11 protein-coding genes are annotated in these 13,123 nt (G+C 71.0%); 5 read left to right on the top strand and 6 right to left on the bottom strand.

All coding sequences use genetic code 11. The features are described from left to right. Positions 1-91: 91 nt before the first annotated feature. Both EHO50_RS38085 and EHO50_RS38080 read left to right on the top strand, forming a co-directional pair. Positions 92-832: a class I SAM-dependent methyltransferase gene (locus EHO50_RS38085; RefSeq protein ID WP_128436233.1), complete on the top strand. Its 741-nt coding sequence runs from the start codon at positions 92-94 to the stop codon at positions 830-832. A 338-nt stretch (positions 833-1,170) separates the two neighbouring features. Continuing rightward, complete coding sequence (locus EHO50_RS38080) at positions 1,171-2,526, top strand: FAD-dependent oxidoreductase (RefSeq protein ID WP_281288303.1); 1,356 nt, start codon at positions 1,171-1,173, stop codon at positions 2,524-2,526. Between the two features lie 42 nt (positions 2,527-2,568). On the opposite strand, the gene EHO50_RS44325 is transcribed toward EHO50_RS38080, so the two are convergent. Together EHO50_RS44325 and EHO50_RS38075 are read right to left on the bottom strand one after the other, a co-directional pair. After that, positions 2,569-3,009, bottom strand: coding sequence for a hypothetical protein (locus EHO50_RS44325; RefSeq protein ID WP_342787041.1), 441 nt, complete (start codon positions 3,007-3,009; stop codon positions 2,569-2,571). A gap of 487 nt (positions 3,010-3,496) precedes the next feature. Continuing rightward, positions 3,497-5,113, bottom strand: a complete 1,617-nt coding sequence (locus EHO50_RS38075) for an FAD-binding oxidoreductase (RefSeq protein WP_128436229.1) — start codon at positions 5,111-5,113, stop codon at positions 3,497-3,499. 82 nt (positions 5,114-5,195) lie between these two features. On the opposite strand from EHO50_RS38075, the gene EHO50_RS38070 reads away from it, so the two are divergent. Further along, a complete protein-coding gene (locus EHO50_RS38070; protein WP_246101793.1) occupies positions 5,196-5,792 on the top strand; it encodes a TetR/AcrR family transcriptional regulator in 597 nt (198 codons plus the stop codon). Positions 5,793-5,813: 21 nt separating this feature from the next. Here the strand turns inward: EHO50_RS38070 and EHO50_RS38065 are convergent, their stop codons facing one another. Continuing rightward, the gene (locus EHO50_RS38065) at positions 5,814-6,383 is read right to left on the bottom strand and encodes a GlcG/HbpS family heme-binding protein (protein ID WP_181449769.1); all 570 of its coding nucleotides are present in this window, start codon (positions 6,381-6,383) and stop codon (positions 5,814-5,816) included. A 233-nt stretch (positions 6,384-6,616) separates the two neighbouring features. On the opposite strand from EHO50_RS38065, the gene EHO50_RS38060 reads away from it, so the two are divergent. Then, entirely contained in the window at positions 6,617-7,840 is a 1,224-nt protein-coding gene (locus EHO50_RS38060) for a sensor histidine kinase (RefSeq protein WP_128436219.1), read from the top strand. Further along, positions 7,837-8,478: a response regulator gene (locus EHO50_RS38055; protein ID WP_128436215.1), complete on the top strand. Its 642-nt coding sequence runs from the start codon at positions 7,837-7,839 to the stop codon at positions 8,476-8,478. Before EHO50_RS38060 ends, EHO50_RS38055 begins: the two co-directional genes overlap by 4 nt. Positions 8,479-8,593: 115 nt before the next feature. On the opposite strand, the gene EHO50_RS38050 is transcribed toward EHO50_RS38055, so the two are convergent. The 3 genes from EHO50_RS38050 to EHO50_RS38040 form a co-directional block, all read right to left on the bottom strand. Continuing rightward, complete coding sequence (locus EHO50_RS38050) at positions 8,594-9,016, bottom strand: subtilase-type protease inhibitor (protein ID WP_342787049.1); 423 nt, start codon at positions 9,014-9,016, stop codon at positions 8,594-8,596. 325 nt (positions 9,017-9,341) lie between these two features. After that, on the bottom strand, positions 9,342-10,766 hold the full coding sequence (locus tag EHO50_RS38045; protein ID WP_128436207.1) for a Gfo/Idh/MocA family protein: 1,425 nt from the start codon (positions 10,764-10,766) through the stop codon (positions 9,342-9,344). 386 nt (positions 10,767-11,152) lie between these two features. Next, a partial coding sequence (locus EHO50_RS38040; protein ID WP_128436200.1) for a type 1 periplasmic-binding domain-containing protein occupies positions 11,153-13,123 on the bottom strand: 1,971 nt, incomplete at its 5' end.

Below are 13,123 nucleotides of genomic sequence, written 5' to 3'. Positions count from 1 at the left end.
GATCTTCGTGGCTTCTGCCAGTACGGCGGCCTGCCGGGCTGCGGGAAGACTGCCCGCCAAGACCTGACGAAGCACAGGGGAGGACCACACGATGAGCGTGCAGCAGTACGACGAGATCGGTGAGGCGTTCGAGGGCTTCAAGTCCCTTCCGCTGACGCGGTACGGGGAGGTGCCCAGCTTCCTGGCCATGGTCGGGGACGTGCGCGGCAAGTCGGTCCTCGACCTCGCCTCCGGCACCGGTTTCTACAGCAGGGAGTTCAAGCGGCGCGGCGCCACGGAGGTGCTCGGCATCGACATCTCCGGTGAAATGGTCGCCGCCGCACAGAAGTTGGAGGAGCTCGCTCCGCTGGGTGTGCGCTACGAGGTGGGTGATGTGGGCGAACTGCGGCCCCTCGAGCGGCGCTACGACGTCGCCGCCGGGGTCCAGCTGCTCAACTACGCGCAGAGCATGGCCGACTTGGAGCGGATGTGCCGCAACGTGCACCGGAGCCTGGTGCCCGGGGCCGAGTTCTTCGTGCTCGCCCAGTCACCCGACTACCGTCCCGACACACAGACCCTGGAGAAGTACGGCTTCCGCTGCGAGCCGACCGGCGAGGAGATCGAGACCGGACCGCGCTTCCGGGTCACGGCCCTGCTCGACCCGCCGATCAGCATCGTCAGCACCGCCGTGCGGCGCGAGGTCTACGAAACGTGTCTGCGGGCAGCCGGCTTCAGCGAGTTGACCTGGGTCCCACTGGAGGTGTCCGAAGCCGGAGTGCGCAAGTTCGGTGCGGACTTCTGGGCGGACTTCCGCACCAACCCGCCACTGGAGATGCTGCGCTGCGTCGCCTGACGGCCGGCCGGATTCACAGGTCGGGCAGCTCACTGCAACCCCCGCTCCGACCCCAGCGGAGAGGAATGCCGCTTCTGCCGTAGATCCCTGTCGGTCCTCTGTCCCCTGCTGTCCTCTGCTGTCGTCGAAGTCGTCGTGGCCGGGGCCAGAGGGGAGGGGGCTGACGGAGGTATTCGGGGAGGCGCAAAAGGGCTTGAACGCGATCAACCCGTCCTGCGGAGCGGGATACTGGTGACTTCATGCGACGCGGCGATCAGGGGAGCGGCTCGGTGAACTCTGCCGGAGAAAAGGGCGGTTGGGGCGTGGGCGACGACTGGGGCGGGCGGCACGCGGTGGTGGTGGGCGGGAGTCTCGCGGGGATGCTCGCGGCGCACGTTCTGGCTGGGCACGCCGACCGGGTGACCGTCGTGGAGCGCGACCGGTTCCCGGACGGGACGAAGCCGCGGCCGGGCGTACCGCAGGGCAGGCATCCGCATGTCCTGCTGGAGGCCGGGCAGGTGGCCCTGGAGTCGCTGCTGCCAGGCAGCCTGGCGGAGCTGCGGGCGGCGGGGGCGCCGCGAGTGGGCATGCCTTCGGACATGGTGCTGTGGCAGAACGGCCGCTGGTTCCGCCGGACGCCCGCCACGACGCACATCTACACCGGTTCCCGAGCGCAACTCGAGGAACTGGTGCGGCAACGGGTCCTGGCCAACCCGGTGATCCGCGTGGAGGAGGGCACCGATGTCGTAGGGCTCCTCGGTGACGCCTCGCGCGTGCGGGGCGTGATGCTGCGGGACCGCGCCGGCGACGCCCGCGCAGAGCAGCGGGCCCTGGAGGCCGACCTGGTCGTCGACGCCTCCGGCAGCGGCACGAAGGCCCTCCAGTGGCTCACCGCGATCGGGGCCGAGGTCCCGCACGAGGAGACCATCGACACGGGACTTGCGTACGCCTCGCGCATCTACCGCGGCAAAAGCGGCGTCCTCGACGGTGACACCCTCGGCTACTACGTCTACCCGAGCCCCGATCAGGTCCACGCCGGCGGTGCCCTACCGCTGGAGGACGGCAGCCACCTGGTCATCGTCTCGGGGCTGCGCGGTGACGAACCGCCCACGGACGACGACGAGTTCGTGACGTACACCAAGAGGCTGCCGCATCCGCTTCTGCACCGGTGGCTGGACGAGGCCGAACCGCTCTCGCCGGCGTTCGGCTACCGACGGACCGCCAGTATTCGCCGCCGCTACGACGTGCCCGGCAACTGCCCGGCCGGCTTCGTCGCCACCGGCGACGCCCTGTGCACCTTCAACCCGATCTACGGGCAGGGCATGGCCGTCGCCGCGATGAGCGCGGTCGCTCTGCGCGATGCACTGGCCGATCCACGCCGGACCCCCACCACCCGGCGCGTACAGCGGGCGATCTTCGCCGCGTCCCGGCAGGCGTGGGACATCTCTGCGGGGGCGGACCGCAAGATGCCCGGCGCGATCGGCAACGCGGTGGCCGGCAGGCCCGCGGACCGCGCCGCCGACTGGTACCTGGCGCGCGTCCAGGAGTGCGCCCCTGGCGACCCTGTCGTAGGGCGCGCCTTCCGCTCCGTATTGACCCTCTCCGCACCCGTCACTGCCCTGTTCGCCCCGCCGGTGGCCCGAGCCGTCCTCTTCCGCCCCCCGGCAACGACCCCCGCCGAGCCGCCGGCGACACCGGAGGAAACGGGGGCCTGAGCGGATCGTGGGGGCGCAGCTCGCCGACCCCTTCGAGGATGCCTACGGTTCGGCGTGGTGTGCGGAGGCCTCCGCGACCTTCTTGAGCGCCGACGTCGTGGCTGGGTCGCCGACCTTGGCGGGTTGATCGTGCCTGCCGTTTTGAGGGCGGTCGTGCGGGAAGCGGGAGGGGGCCAGCCTGTCGCCGGGACCTTGGGACTCCGGCGAGGGAGCGGCGGGTCCGGCGGGAGCACCGCCGGCCCCGACCGCAGTTGGCCGCCGCCTGCTGTCCTGCGCCATGTCGTCCTGCGCCGTCTTGTCTTGCGAGCCCTGGCCGGGACGCGGCTGGGTCAGCCAGGCGACGGCCGCGCCGGTGAGAGCCAGGGGCCATTCCACCACGCCGGCCACGCCGAGCACCCCGGCGCCGGTGTAGACCGCGATCCGCCGCCCGCGTGGCGAGACCGCTCCGATCCGATCCAGCGCACCGTCGGCGACCCTGGTCACCTGCCCAGCTCCGGGCAAGCGGCGCAGCCCGGCGCCCAAGCTCCGCAACGGCTGAGGAAGATCCGAGGAACTCGTCCTGACCTGGCTCATCGCGTGCTCCCTCCGCGCGTCATCAACGGCTCTCAGTTCCAGTTTCCCTCTGTTGTGCCATGAGTGCGGCATTCATCCCGATGGTCATGAACGACGAAGATGGTCATGAACGACGAAGCCGCCCGCCGGTTTCCCGTGGCGGGCGGCTCGTGCCGTAGGTGTTCAGAGATCGAGATCGGCGGCGGCGCACTGTAGGCGTCCTGGGCCGCTGGACGACACCGGCATGGCGCCGGCGACGGGATTCGAACCCGCGTCACCCGCTTGAGAGGCGAAGTAGCCACAGCCTGCGCACCTGAACGACGCTCACCATAGTCGAGGCGTTCGTCGGCAGGCATTCGGTTTTCGGGGCGCGCTGGGGGAGTGGTGAGTCGAGAGGGCCATGCTCGCAGCCCGGTGCTCACCGAGCCGGCAGCAGCACTCCGGGATTGAGGACGCCGGCCGGGTCGAGAGCGGACTTGGCGGCGGTGAGCGCGGCGGCGAAGGGGCCGGGGCGCTGGCGGTCGTACCAGGGCCGGTGATCGCGGCCGACCGCGTGGTGATGGGTGATCGTGCCGCCGCTTTGCGCGATCGCCTCGGAGACCGCGGCCTTGATGTGGTCCCACTGGCTGACGATGCTGCCCCAGCGGCCGGGCGCGTACACGCTGAAGTACGGCGCCGGGCCGTCCGGGTAGACATGGCTGAACCGGCACGCGATCACCCCCATCCCGGCGACTTCGTCGATGGCCCGCCGTGCCGCCTCGGTGACCGCCTGATGCAGTGCGCCGAACGTGTCCCATGTGCAGGCCGTCTCGAAGGTCTCGGCGATCACCGAGTGGCGAGCCAGCGCGTCCCGCTGGTACGGCATCCGCTGGAACGACGAGCGCCATGTCTCGGCGGCGGACTCGCCGCGGACGTTGCCGCCGGATCCGCCTCGCGTGTCGCCGGCAGAACTTCCCACCGCGTCGGCGGACGGCTCGCCGCCGTGGTCCCGGCACAGTTCCACCGCTCGCTCCAGCCCGGCGCCCACCGGGTGGTCCGCCGACTCGAAGGCGAGGACGAGGACGCCGCCGCCGACGCTGACGCCCGCGTTGATCAGTGACTCGGTCGCGTCGAGCAGGCGACAGTTCGCCGGGTTCAGCCCGCTCTGCGCGACGGCCCGGGTGGCTGCCACCGCCGATTCGTAGTCGCTGAACCGCACGGAGGTACCGGCGCGCCAACGCGGGCGCTCCTGCAGGCGCATCCATGCCTCGGTGATGATCCCCAGCGTTCCCTCACTGCCCAGGAAGAGCCGGTCCGGCGACGGTCCGGCACCCGAGCCCGGCAGCCGCCGCGACTCGCTGATCCCGACGGGCGTCACCACACGCATCGATTCGAGCAGGTCGTCGATGTGCGTGTACAGCGTCGCGTAGTGCCCGCCCGCCCGGGTGGCGAGCCAGCCGCCCAGCGTGGAGAACTCGAAGGACTGCGGAAAGTGACGCAAGGTCAGGCCGTGCGGCCTCAGTTGCTCTTCCAACTGCGGGCCGAACACGCCCGCCTGGATCCGTGCGGCACGACTCGTGGCGTCGATCTCCATGACCCTGCTCAGACGCTCGAGGTCGATGGTGATGACGGCGGGGTGGTCGTCGCACCGCGCCTCTACACCGCCGACCACCGAACTGCCGCCGCCGAACGGGACCACCGCGACGCCGTCGCGTGTGCACCAGTCGAGCAGGTCGGTCACGTCGTGCTCGTCACGGGGGCGGGCGACGAGGTCCGGTACATGGCGCAGGTCCCCGTGCAGATTGCGCACCACGTCCCGGAACGCCTTGCCGTGCGCATGCGCGGCCCGGTCGGCCGGATCGGCGGAGCACAGGTCGGCGAGGGAGGCCGGGGGAGCCACCCGCGGCCCGGGCAGATCGAGCGAGGCGACGCCGGGCGGCTCGTGGGCCGTCAGCTCGCCCGGCATCACGGCCCGCACCCGCCGCAGCAGGGCGTCGAGCTCCGCACCGCCCACCGCGTCCTCGACGTTGCCCCAGCCCCACCACGATCGCGTCATGTCGCCCGCTCTCCCTGCCGTCCGCCGAATTGACCGCTGGGTAAATTACCGCTTGGTCATATCGTTGGCTAGGATGAGCGCCATGGGCAAGGCCGGAACCAAGGGCGTATCCCGCGTCGATCGGGAGCGGCAGATCATCGACGTAGCCGTGGAGGAGTTCGGCAGACACGGCTACGCGGGCGTGTCCGTCGCCGCCGTCGCCCGCCGCGCGGGGATCTCCAAGCCGCTGATCTACAGCTACTTCGACTCCAAGGACGGCCTGTACCTCGCCTGCGTCCACCACGTCGGCGCCCTTTTGGTGGACTCGGTGGCCGCCGCCCGGACCCGCAGCGGATCGACCGGTCACGCCGTCGACACGCTCACTGCGATCTTCACCGCGGTCGAGCACTGCCGGTACGCCTGGTCCGTGCTCTACGACCCGGCCCTGCCGCCGGCCGGCGAGATGCGCGACGCGGTGAACCACTACCGTGAGCGCCTCGCCGACATGGGCGCCGCCGGTGCCGCGCAGTTGCTGTCCGGTGCCGGACAGGACGACCCGCTCGACCACGACCTGCTCAACCACGTGTGGCAGCACGCCGTCACGGCCGTGATGCGCTGGTGGTTCGAGCACCCGGACCAGAACACGTCCGAGATGACGGCCCGTTGCACCCGACTCCTCATGGCCCTCGGCACCGGCTGACCCGGGCCCGGAGGTGCGAACCTAGCGAGCGATCGCGTCCGCCCCCGCCTGCGCGAACTTCTCGTCCAGCGCGCCGGACGGGGCGCCCGCGACGCCGATGCCGGCGATCGGTGCCTTCTCGGCGGTGACGGGGACGCCGCCCGCCAGGAACAGGGTGCCGGGGATGTCCTTGAGGTTGGGGGCCTGCTCCAGGCGCTCGGCCAGCTGGGAGGTGGGGGCGTTCCAGGCGACCGCGGTGAACGCCTTGCGCTCGGCGGACTCGTAGGACTGGGGGCCCGCGCCGTCGCCGCGCAGGGTGACGATCGTGTTGCCGTTGCGGTCGACGACGGCGACCGTGACGCGCTGGTTCTCCTTCTCGGCGGCGTCGAGCGCGGCCTGCGCGGCCTTGGTGGCGGCGTCGATCGTCAGGTGGGTGGAAGTGGTGGTGACGCGGTCCGGTGCGACGGCCGCGGCGGCGGTTGCGGGCGTCGTGGCAGGTGCCGAGGCGTTCGCGGACACCGCGCCGAAGCCGGCCAGGGCGACGACGGCGAGCACGGCGCCGCCGGTTGCGACGCGGGCGCGGCGGGAGAAGTTCTTGTGCACTCGGTTCATGGGTCGGTCGACTCCTTCGGTGGCGGGCGGCCCGGTTGCCGCCCCGCTTCGTCCGCTCTCCACCCTCGACCCGGAACCAGGCCGCGACGGTCGACGTTCCGGCTGCCTCCCGGTCGCGCGACGGACGACACCGGTGTCATCCGATCGGTTGACCTGACCGGCCCGTTCACCGGGCCACAATGGAGGTGTTTGCCCAGTTCAGCGCCCACGAGCAGGAAGGGAGGCGACCCCGCATGGGGAACCGGCCGTGCGAACCGGACACCGTGGACACCCGGTGGCTCGGCGCCGTGATGCACGCGGCGTTCTTCCTGCTGCTCGGCGGAGCACTCGCCCGCTTCCTGCTGCGTCACCCCGGCGAACCGCGCACACCGTGGATCATCGCGCTGTGCGTCGTGCTCACCGTGCTGCATCTGCTGGGCCCCAAGGCCGGTGACGCGGGCCCACGGCCCACACGGCGGCACGCGGCCTGGCTGGTGCAGGTCGTCGTGGTGTGGATGATCCTGGTCGTCCTCGCCCCCAGCTTCGCCTGGTGTGCCGTGCCCCTGTTCTACACCGGCCTGCGCACCCTGCCGCCACGCGCGGCCCTCGCGCTCGTGGCGCTCCTGACCGTGTTCGTCGTCGCCGCGCAGGTGCAGCTCGGGGGCCGCTTCGACCCCAACCTGGTCCTGGCGCCGCCCGCCGTCGCCGCCCTCGCCACCGCCGTCTTCCTCCAGATGGAACGGCACACCGCACGCCAGCGCGTCCTGATCGACGACCTGATCCGCACCCGCCACGAACTCGCCGCCTCCGAACGCCGCGAGGGCACCCTCGCCGAACGCCAGCGGCTGTCCATGGAGATCCACGACACGCTCGCCCAGGGCCTGTCCAGCCAGCGGATGCTGCTCCAGGCGGCGGACCGGGTGTGGGACACCGCACCGGACAAGGCCCGCGCCCACGTCCGCACCGCCGCGTCCGTCGCCGAGCACAACCTCACCGAGGCCCGGCGCTTCGTGCACGACCTGGCCCCCGCCGACCTCGCCCGCGGCGGCGGCCTCGCTCAGGCACTGCGCGCCCTGGCCGCACGGGAATCCGGTTCCGGTTCCGGTCCCGGGGCGCACCTTGCTGTGGTCGTCCACGTCGACGACGACGGCCGCCTCCCCGAGCTGCCCGACCGGGTCCAGTCCGCCCTGCTGCGCATCGCTCAGGGAGCCCTGGCCAACGTCCGTGAACACGCCGCCGCCGACAACGCCGCCCTCACCCTCACCCTCCTCGACGACGCGGTGGTCCTGGACGTCACCGACGACGGCCACGGCTTCGACCCCACCGCACTGCCTGCCTCCCCGGACGCGGAACGCGGCCACGGCCTGCCCGCGATGCGGGCCCGGCTACGTGCCCTCGGCGGCACCCTGACCGTCGAATCCGCGCCCGGCGAGGGCACCGTCCTGTCCGCCGCCGTCCCCCTGGAGGCGCCCCGATGACCCCCGACCGCGCCCCCGTGCGGATCCTGGTCTGCGACGACCACGCCGTCGTACGGGCCGGGCTGCTCGCCCTGCTGGACAGCGCCCCGGACATCGAGGTCGTCGGCGAGGCGGGCACCGGCGAGGAGGCGCTCGCGCTGGCCGCGAAGCTTGCTCCGGACGTGGTGCTGATGGATCTGCAGCTCGGCGAGGGCATCGACGGCGTGGAGACCACCCGCCGCCTCGCCTCCACCCCCGGCTCCGGCACCCATGTCCTGGTCCTGACCACCTACGACACCGACGCCGACATCACCCGCGCCATCGAGGCGGGCGCCACCGGTTACCTGCTCAAGGCCGAACCCCCCGACGAGCTGTTCGCCGCGATCCACGCCGCCGCCGAGGGACGTACCGCCCTGTCGGCACCGGTCGCCGGCCGCGTCATGGCCCACCTGCGCCGACCCCGCCCGACCCTCACCGAACGAGAACGCGACATCCTCGCCCAGCTCGCCCGAGGCATCGGCAACCGCGACATCGCCCGCGCCCTGTACATCAGCGAGGCCACGGTCAAGACCCACCTACGGCGCATCTACGACAAGCTCGGCGTCGACACGCGCGCGGGCGCGGTGGCGGTCGCGAAGGAGCGACGTCTGCTGCCGTGACCACGGTCCGGGTGGAGTGCGCATGCGGAAAGGGAGTGCGCATACGGAAGGGGCGGGCCGCCCGCCAGTGTGCGCCCCGCCCCGTCGATGTGCGATTTACCTCGGCCGTGGTGGCTCAGAAGGCAAATGCAGCGGCCCCCTGAGTTTCCTTGATGCAAGGATTGGCGAAGGTGTGCTCATAGTTTATGCGTGTACCACGCCATACCCCTTGAACGGTCACGACAATGGGACGGTATTCCCTGGTGCAGGGCTGCCCCGCGCCATTCCCGCGGAGCGTGGCCAAGCGGTCGAGGTCCCCGTTCGCACGATCCAGATCCGCACAGGCCTGACGCGGATCGGGGTGGGTTCCCGAGGTGCTGTACGCACAGTTCACAGTCACGGCGCGCTCCGGTGTGGTCGTGGCGGCCTTCTCCCCGTGGCCGGTGGTCATGACCAGCGCCGAGGGGGCGTACAGGGAGGCGGGTGCCGAGGCGGGCGCGCTGTGGGCAGGCACGCTCAGGGGACCCGCAAGAGCCGCGGTGAGCAGGGCTCCTGTCATTGCCCAGCGTGTCATTGGTCGCATGGTGTAACTCCCTTCTGTTTGCGGTGTTCGATGCCTCGAAGTACCCGCCTTGTTGCTGTCGTCTCAGGAGTATGGAGCTGAATTCTGTCCGGCCGCTGGGATTCGGACCCTATTGCCTATTCAATCAGTGGCTCGAATGACCGATCGGTCCTCATGGTCGGGGAGGTGAGAGGTCTTTCATTTCGATCGCCGGTTGAAGGTGTGGCCGATGTGCCAGGCGTATGAAATGGCCTGAAATTTGTGAGCCTGTTTTCGGCCTCGGGTGGTGCGAGGGGGACCCTCGGCTTCGGCGCGCCGCCCGTCAGCCGGCGGGCGGCATGTCCGTGGGGCTGGAGTCGAGTCCGGGCCGCTTGCCGGCCCAGGCGCCGCGGGTGAAGTCGGGGATCTCGACCGGGCGGCCCTGCCTCGCCAGGGACGCGGCGCTCAGGGGGACCGCCGCGCACCAGGCAGCAGAGTCGTACACGTCGATGTCGGGTACCAGCCCGGCGCGCATCAGCTGGACGGTGCGCCACTGCAGGACGTAGTCCATGCCGCCGTGACCGCCGTTGTTCGCGGCGTCGTCGCCGACCTTGCGCCACAGCCAGTGGTCGTACTCCTTGCGGTAGTCGGCGAAGTCGCGCCAGGTGTGGCCGGCGTGGTCCGGTTCGAGATAGACGCGTGCGCCGGTGGGGGTGGGTCCGGCGTAGTCCTCGACGATCCCGCGACTGCCAGCGAGGGTGTTGATCCTGCTGTACGGCCGGGGTGAACTCACGTCGTGCTCGGCCCGGATGATCCTGCCCTTCTCGGTCTCGATGAGGCAGGTGACCAGGTCGCCGTTGATGTACGTCTCCTTCCAGGACGGGTGGTCCCGGGGGATGAAGCGCTCGCGGTAGTCGGCAAGCCCCCTCGGGGCGGTCGCGGTGGCGCGCAGGGTGGTCATCCGGTCGCCGCGGTTGATGTCCATGGCCGCCGCGATCGGGGCCAGCCCGTGCATGGGGTACAGGGACGCGGTGCTGCGGGTGTGCCACAGCCGTCGCCAGGAGTCGGTGTAGTACGTGTCGGAGAAGAGGAGTTCACGCAGGTCGTGGAGGTAGCCGCCATGGCCGTCGGTGATGTCGCCGAACAGGCCGGCGTGCGCCATCCTCAGCATGGCCAGTTCGTTGCGCCCGTAGCTGCAGTTCTCGGCGAGGAGCAGGTGCTTGCGGGTGCGCTCAGAGGTGTCGACCAGATCCCACAACTGGCGCAGTTCGGTCGCGACGGGGAGTTCCACCACGGCGTGCCTGCCGCTTTGCAGCGCCGCTCTGCCGTGCTCGTAGTGGAACTCCCACGGCGTGGCGACGTACACCAGGTCGATGTCGTCGCGTTGGAGCATCCGGGCGTAGGAGTCGGTTGATCCGCCGTATTCGGCGGGGCGGGGCTCGCCCTTGCTCACCAGTCGGTCGGCGGCGCTTCGAGCGCGGTCTGCGCGGATGTCGCAGACGGCGGTCACGGTACAGCCGGGTACGGCCGCCCATCCCGTGATCATGCCTGCGCCGCGGTTGCCCAGGCCGACGACACCGACGCGGACGGTTCTGTGGACCTCGAACGGCACGCCGATCATCGACTTCTGTCCGGGACGGCGACGGGGTACCGGCTCGGTCGCGGCGGACGCGTCCGGTGCCGCAGCGGTCATCCCGGCCGCGAGCGCGCCGGTGGCGACGGCTCCGCCCAGGAGCAGTCGACGTGAGACAGCGGGTGTTTCGGACATGACGGCAACACTCCTCGGTGGGTGGCTTGCATCACTGCCGGGGGCACTGTCGGGGCATGACTCTGAGGGCTTCGAGGAGGCGTGTCAATATGTGCTCGATAGAAAGCAGTTCCGAGCAGGATCGAGCATCATTGGCTGGCTGACAGCTTGCCAGACCGGTCTGATCGCTACGGCCTGGGGCACCAGGGCTGAAGGCCGAAGCGGGCGAAGAGTGCGTACGCAGGCCTGGTTCCGGGCGTCCTACTCGCCGCTGTGCGGATGAATGCGGACAGGACGATGTCGCGGACGGCGAGGTTGTCGGCGCTGGTCGCAGCGCGCGCGGTGGGGGCAGTCCCCGGTCGGTGCTCTGACGCTCGGGGACCGCCCCCACCTCTGGACGGCGAGATTCACTCCTCGCGGCACACCGTGTCCGGGTCTGCGCCCTTGCGGCCCGGCGGCTCGGAGAGCGGTTCGTCGCTGCCGGCCGGTCGCCCGCACACGGTGACCGAGCGCACCTTGTGGCCGCGGTAGGTCACCCGCACGATCTTGTAGCCGTGTCCCCGCTGGTCGGCATAGGGCTGGCTGCCGGCGAAGCTGACCGTGCCGACCGGCAGGTTCGGGTTGGGGCGCCAGCGCAGGTCGGCCCAGGTCTCCGGGGCGGTCTGCGGGGCGTCGCCGTTCTTCGAGGCCCGGTAGAGCACCGCGGTGGCGCTGTAGGCCAGAACCGTCTGGCCGCTGGAGAAGAGCGCGTCGTCCCAGGGCCGGGCGGGCTCGGCCAGCGCGGTCGCCGCCGTGCTCGCGGGGAGCAGGTCACCGAGCACGCGGTGGGCGTCCTCGTAGAAGCCGGCCGCGCCGACGAGGTCCATCGGTGCCAGCGCGAAGTGGTAGAGGGTGACCTCCGGAGGGATGCGCAGACTCTCGCCCTCGTCGTAGTTGCTCTTGGCCAGGTCGTCGCCGGTGAACACGGTGATGTGCCGGCCGGAGCAGCCGGGCGTGGAGCCCAGTTGGGACATCAGGTTGGGCACGTCCTCCACCCGGCCCGCGAAGTACAGGGCCCTGGGCACCGGGTCACTCGCGCAGATGTCCTCCACCGGGTCGGTGAGTTCCGGCTCGCCGTTGGGGCTGAGCCGGTAGGAGTGGGAGGGCAGCGGCGTGAAGCCGGCCCGGTCCAGCATCTGCTTGCCCACCCTGGCCTGTTCGGTCGTGTAGAAGTCCTTCTCGCTGCCGACCTTGCGGGCCAGCACCACGGCCCGGGCGCCGTCCTCGCGCCGGGCGAGTTGGCGGGCGACGACGAGCAGCGCGTTCGCCTCCTCCTCGTCGGTCGCGGCCAGACCGAACCAGTTCGACAGCTCGCGCGCCAGATGGCTGCCGGAGTTGGTGGTGCTCACCACGGGCAGGCCCGCGCCCTTGAGGATCTCCACGGCGTCATCGCTCTCCGTGGTGTCGCGCCCCAGGCCGACGACACCGACGACCGACCGATCGCGCCGAGCCAGCTCCGCTATGTGCCGGGCCATGGGCAGCACTTGGAGCATGTTCTCGCCGCCGTTGGCGAGCAGGACCCTTATCTTGGTCGGCTGGTGGGTGCTGACGTTGGCGTAGTGCTGGTAGAGGTAGACACCCGTGATCTCCTCAAGTCCCTTGCGGGTGGCGGACTCGTCCGCCGCGGTGACCGGGCCGGCGTAGACGATCGTCACATACGTGTCCTTCGGGCCGATCTTCGCGTTCTCGGCCCTGATCGCCTGCTCGACGGCGTCGACGGTGACGCCCTTTCCGGCCCCGTACAGTTCCAGCTCGTTGCCCGCGGCCAGCCGGACGTCCCCGGTCGCGACCCCCACACACTCACCGCCCACCAGGACGGAGTCCGTGTTGGAGCCGATCAGCCGGCCCTCGCAATAGCGCTGGGCCATCCACCGGTTGCCCAGGAAGCCGAGGGCGAGGGCGATGGCGAGGACCACCGCCAGGCAGGGCCTGGACCACAGCAGCCAAGCAGCCGTACGGCGGATCCGTGTGGTGGAGTGCTGTGCGGAGTGCCGGCGGCGCAACTCGTCGGCGGACAGCGGTATCCACAGGATCCACGGCAGCGCGGCCGAACGCCCGGGGGACTGGCCGACGTTGAGGCCGGTCACCCACTCCTGGTACCTGGCGTCCGCCGCGAAGGCACGCTCCGGATCGTCCTGGGCGGGCCCGTCGGGGCGCGGTGCGGCGGGCGGGCCGGGCTCCCCGGGCAGTTCGGAACCCGGTGGCCGCAACCGCGCGGCCGCCGGTATCGCGGCCAGCACCAGCAGTGGATCCACCTCGCTGCGGCGGGTGCGTACGTTGCTGATCGCCCGCAGCAACAGCAGTCCGCCGTCGTCCTCGGTGGCGCACGGCAGATACAC

This window comes from Streptomyces cyaneus, from assembly GCF_004028635.1.
GTDB lineage: Bacteria > Actinomycetota > Actinomycetes > Streptomycetales > Streptomycetaceae > Streptomyces > Streptomyces cyaneus.
This window is presented reverse-complemented; position numbering and strand designations above follow the sequence as displayed.

Excerpts from the sequence above, each read along its gene's own strand:
- EHO50_RS38085 (WP_128436233.1), top strand. The coding sequence starts at position 92 with ATGAGCGTGCAGCAGTACGACGAGATCGGTGAGGCGTTCGAGGGCTTC.
- EHO50_RS38060 (WP_128436219.1), top strand. The coding sequence starts at position 6,617 with ATGGGGAACCGGCCGTGCGAACCGGACACCGTGGACACCCGGTGGCTC.
- EHO50_RS38045 (WP_128436207.1), bottom strand. The coding sequence starts at position 10,766 with ATGTCCGAAACACCCGCTGTCTCACGTCGACTGCTCCTGGGCGGAGCC.
- EHO50_RS38065 (WP_181449769.1), bottom strand. The coding sequence starts at position 6,383 with ATGAACCGAGTGCACAAGAACTTCTCCCGCCGCGCCCGCGTCGCAACC.
- EHO50_RS38070 (WP_246101793.1), top strand. The coding sequence starts at position 5,196 with ATGGGCAAGGCCGGAACCAAGGGCGTATCCCGCGTCGATCGGGAGCGG.
- EHO50_RS38055 (WP_128436215.1), top strand. The coding sequence starts at position 7,837 with ATGACCCCCGACCGCGCCCCCGTGCGGATCCTGGTCTGCGACGACCAC.
- EHO50_RS38050 (WP_342787049.1), bottom strand. The coding sequence starts at position 9,016 with ATGACAGGAGCCCTGCTCACCGCGGCTCTTGCGGGTCCCCTGAGCGTG.
- EHO50_RS38075 (WP_128436229.1), bottom strand. The coding sequence starts at position 5,113 with ATGACGCGATCGTGGTGGGGCTGGGGCAACGTCGAGGACGCGGTGGGC.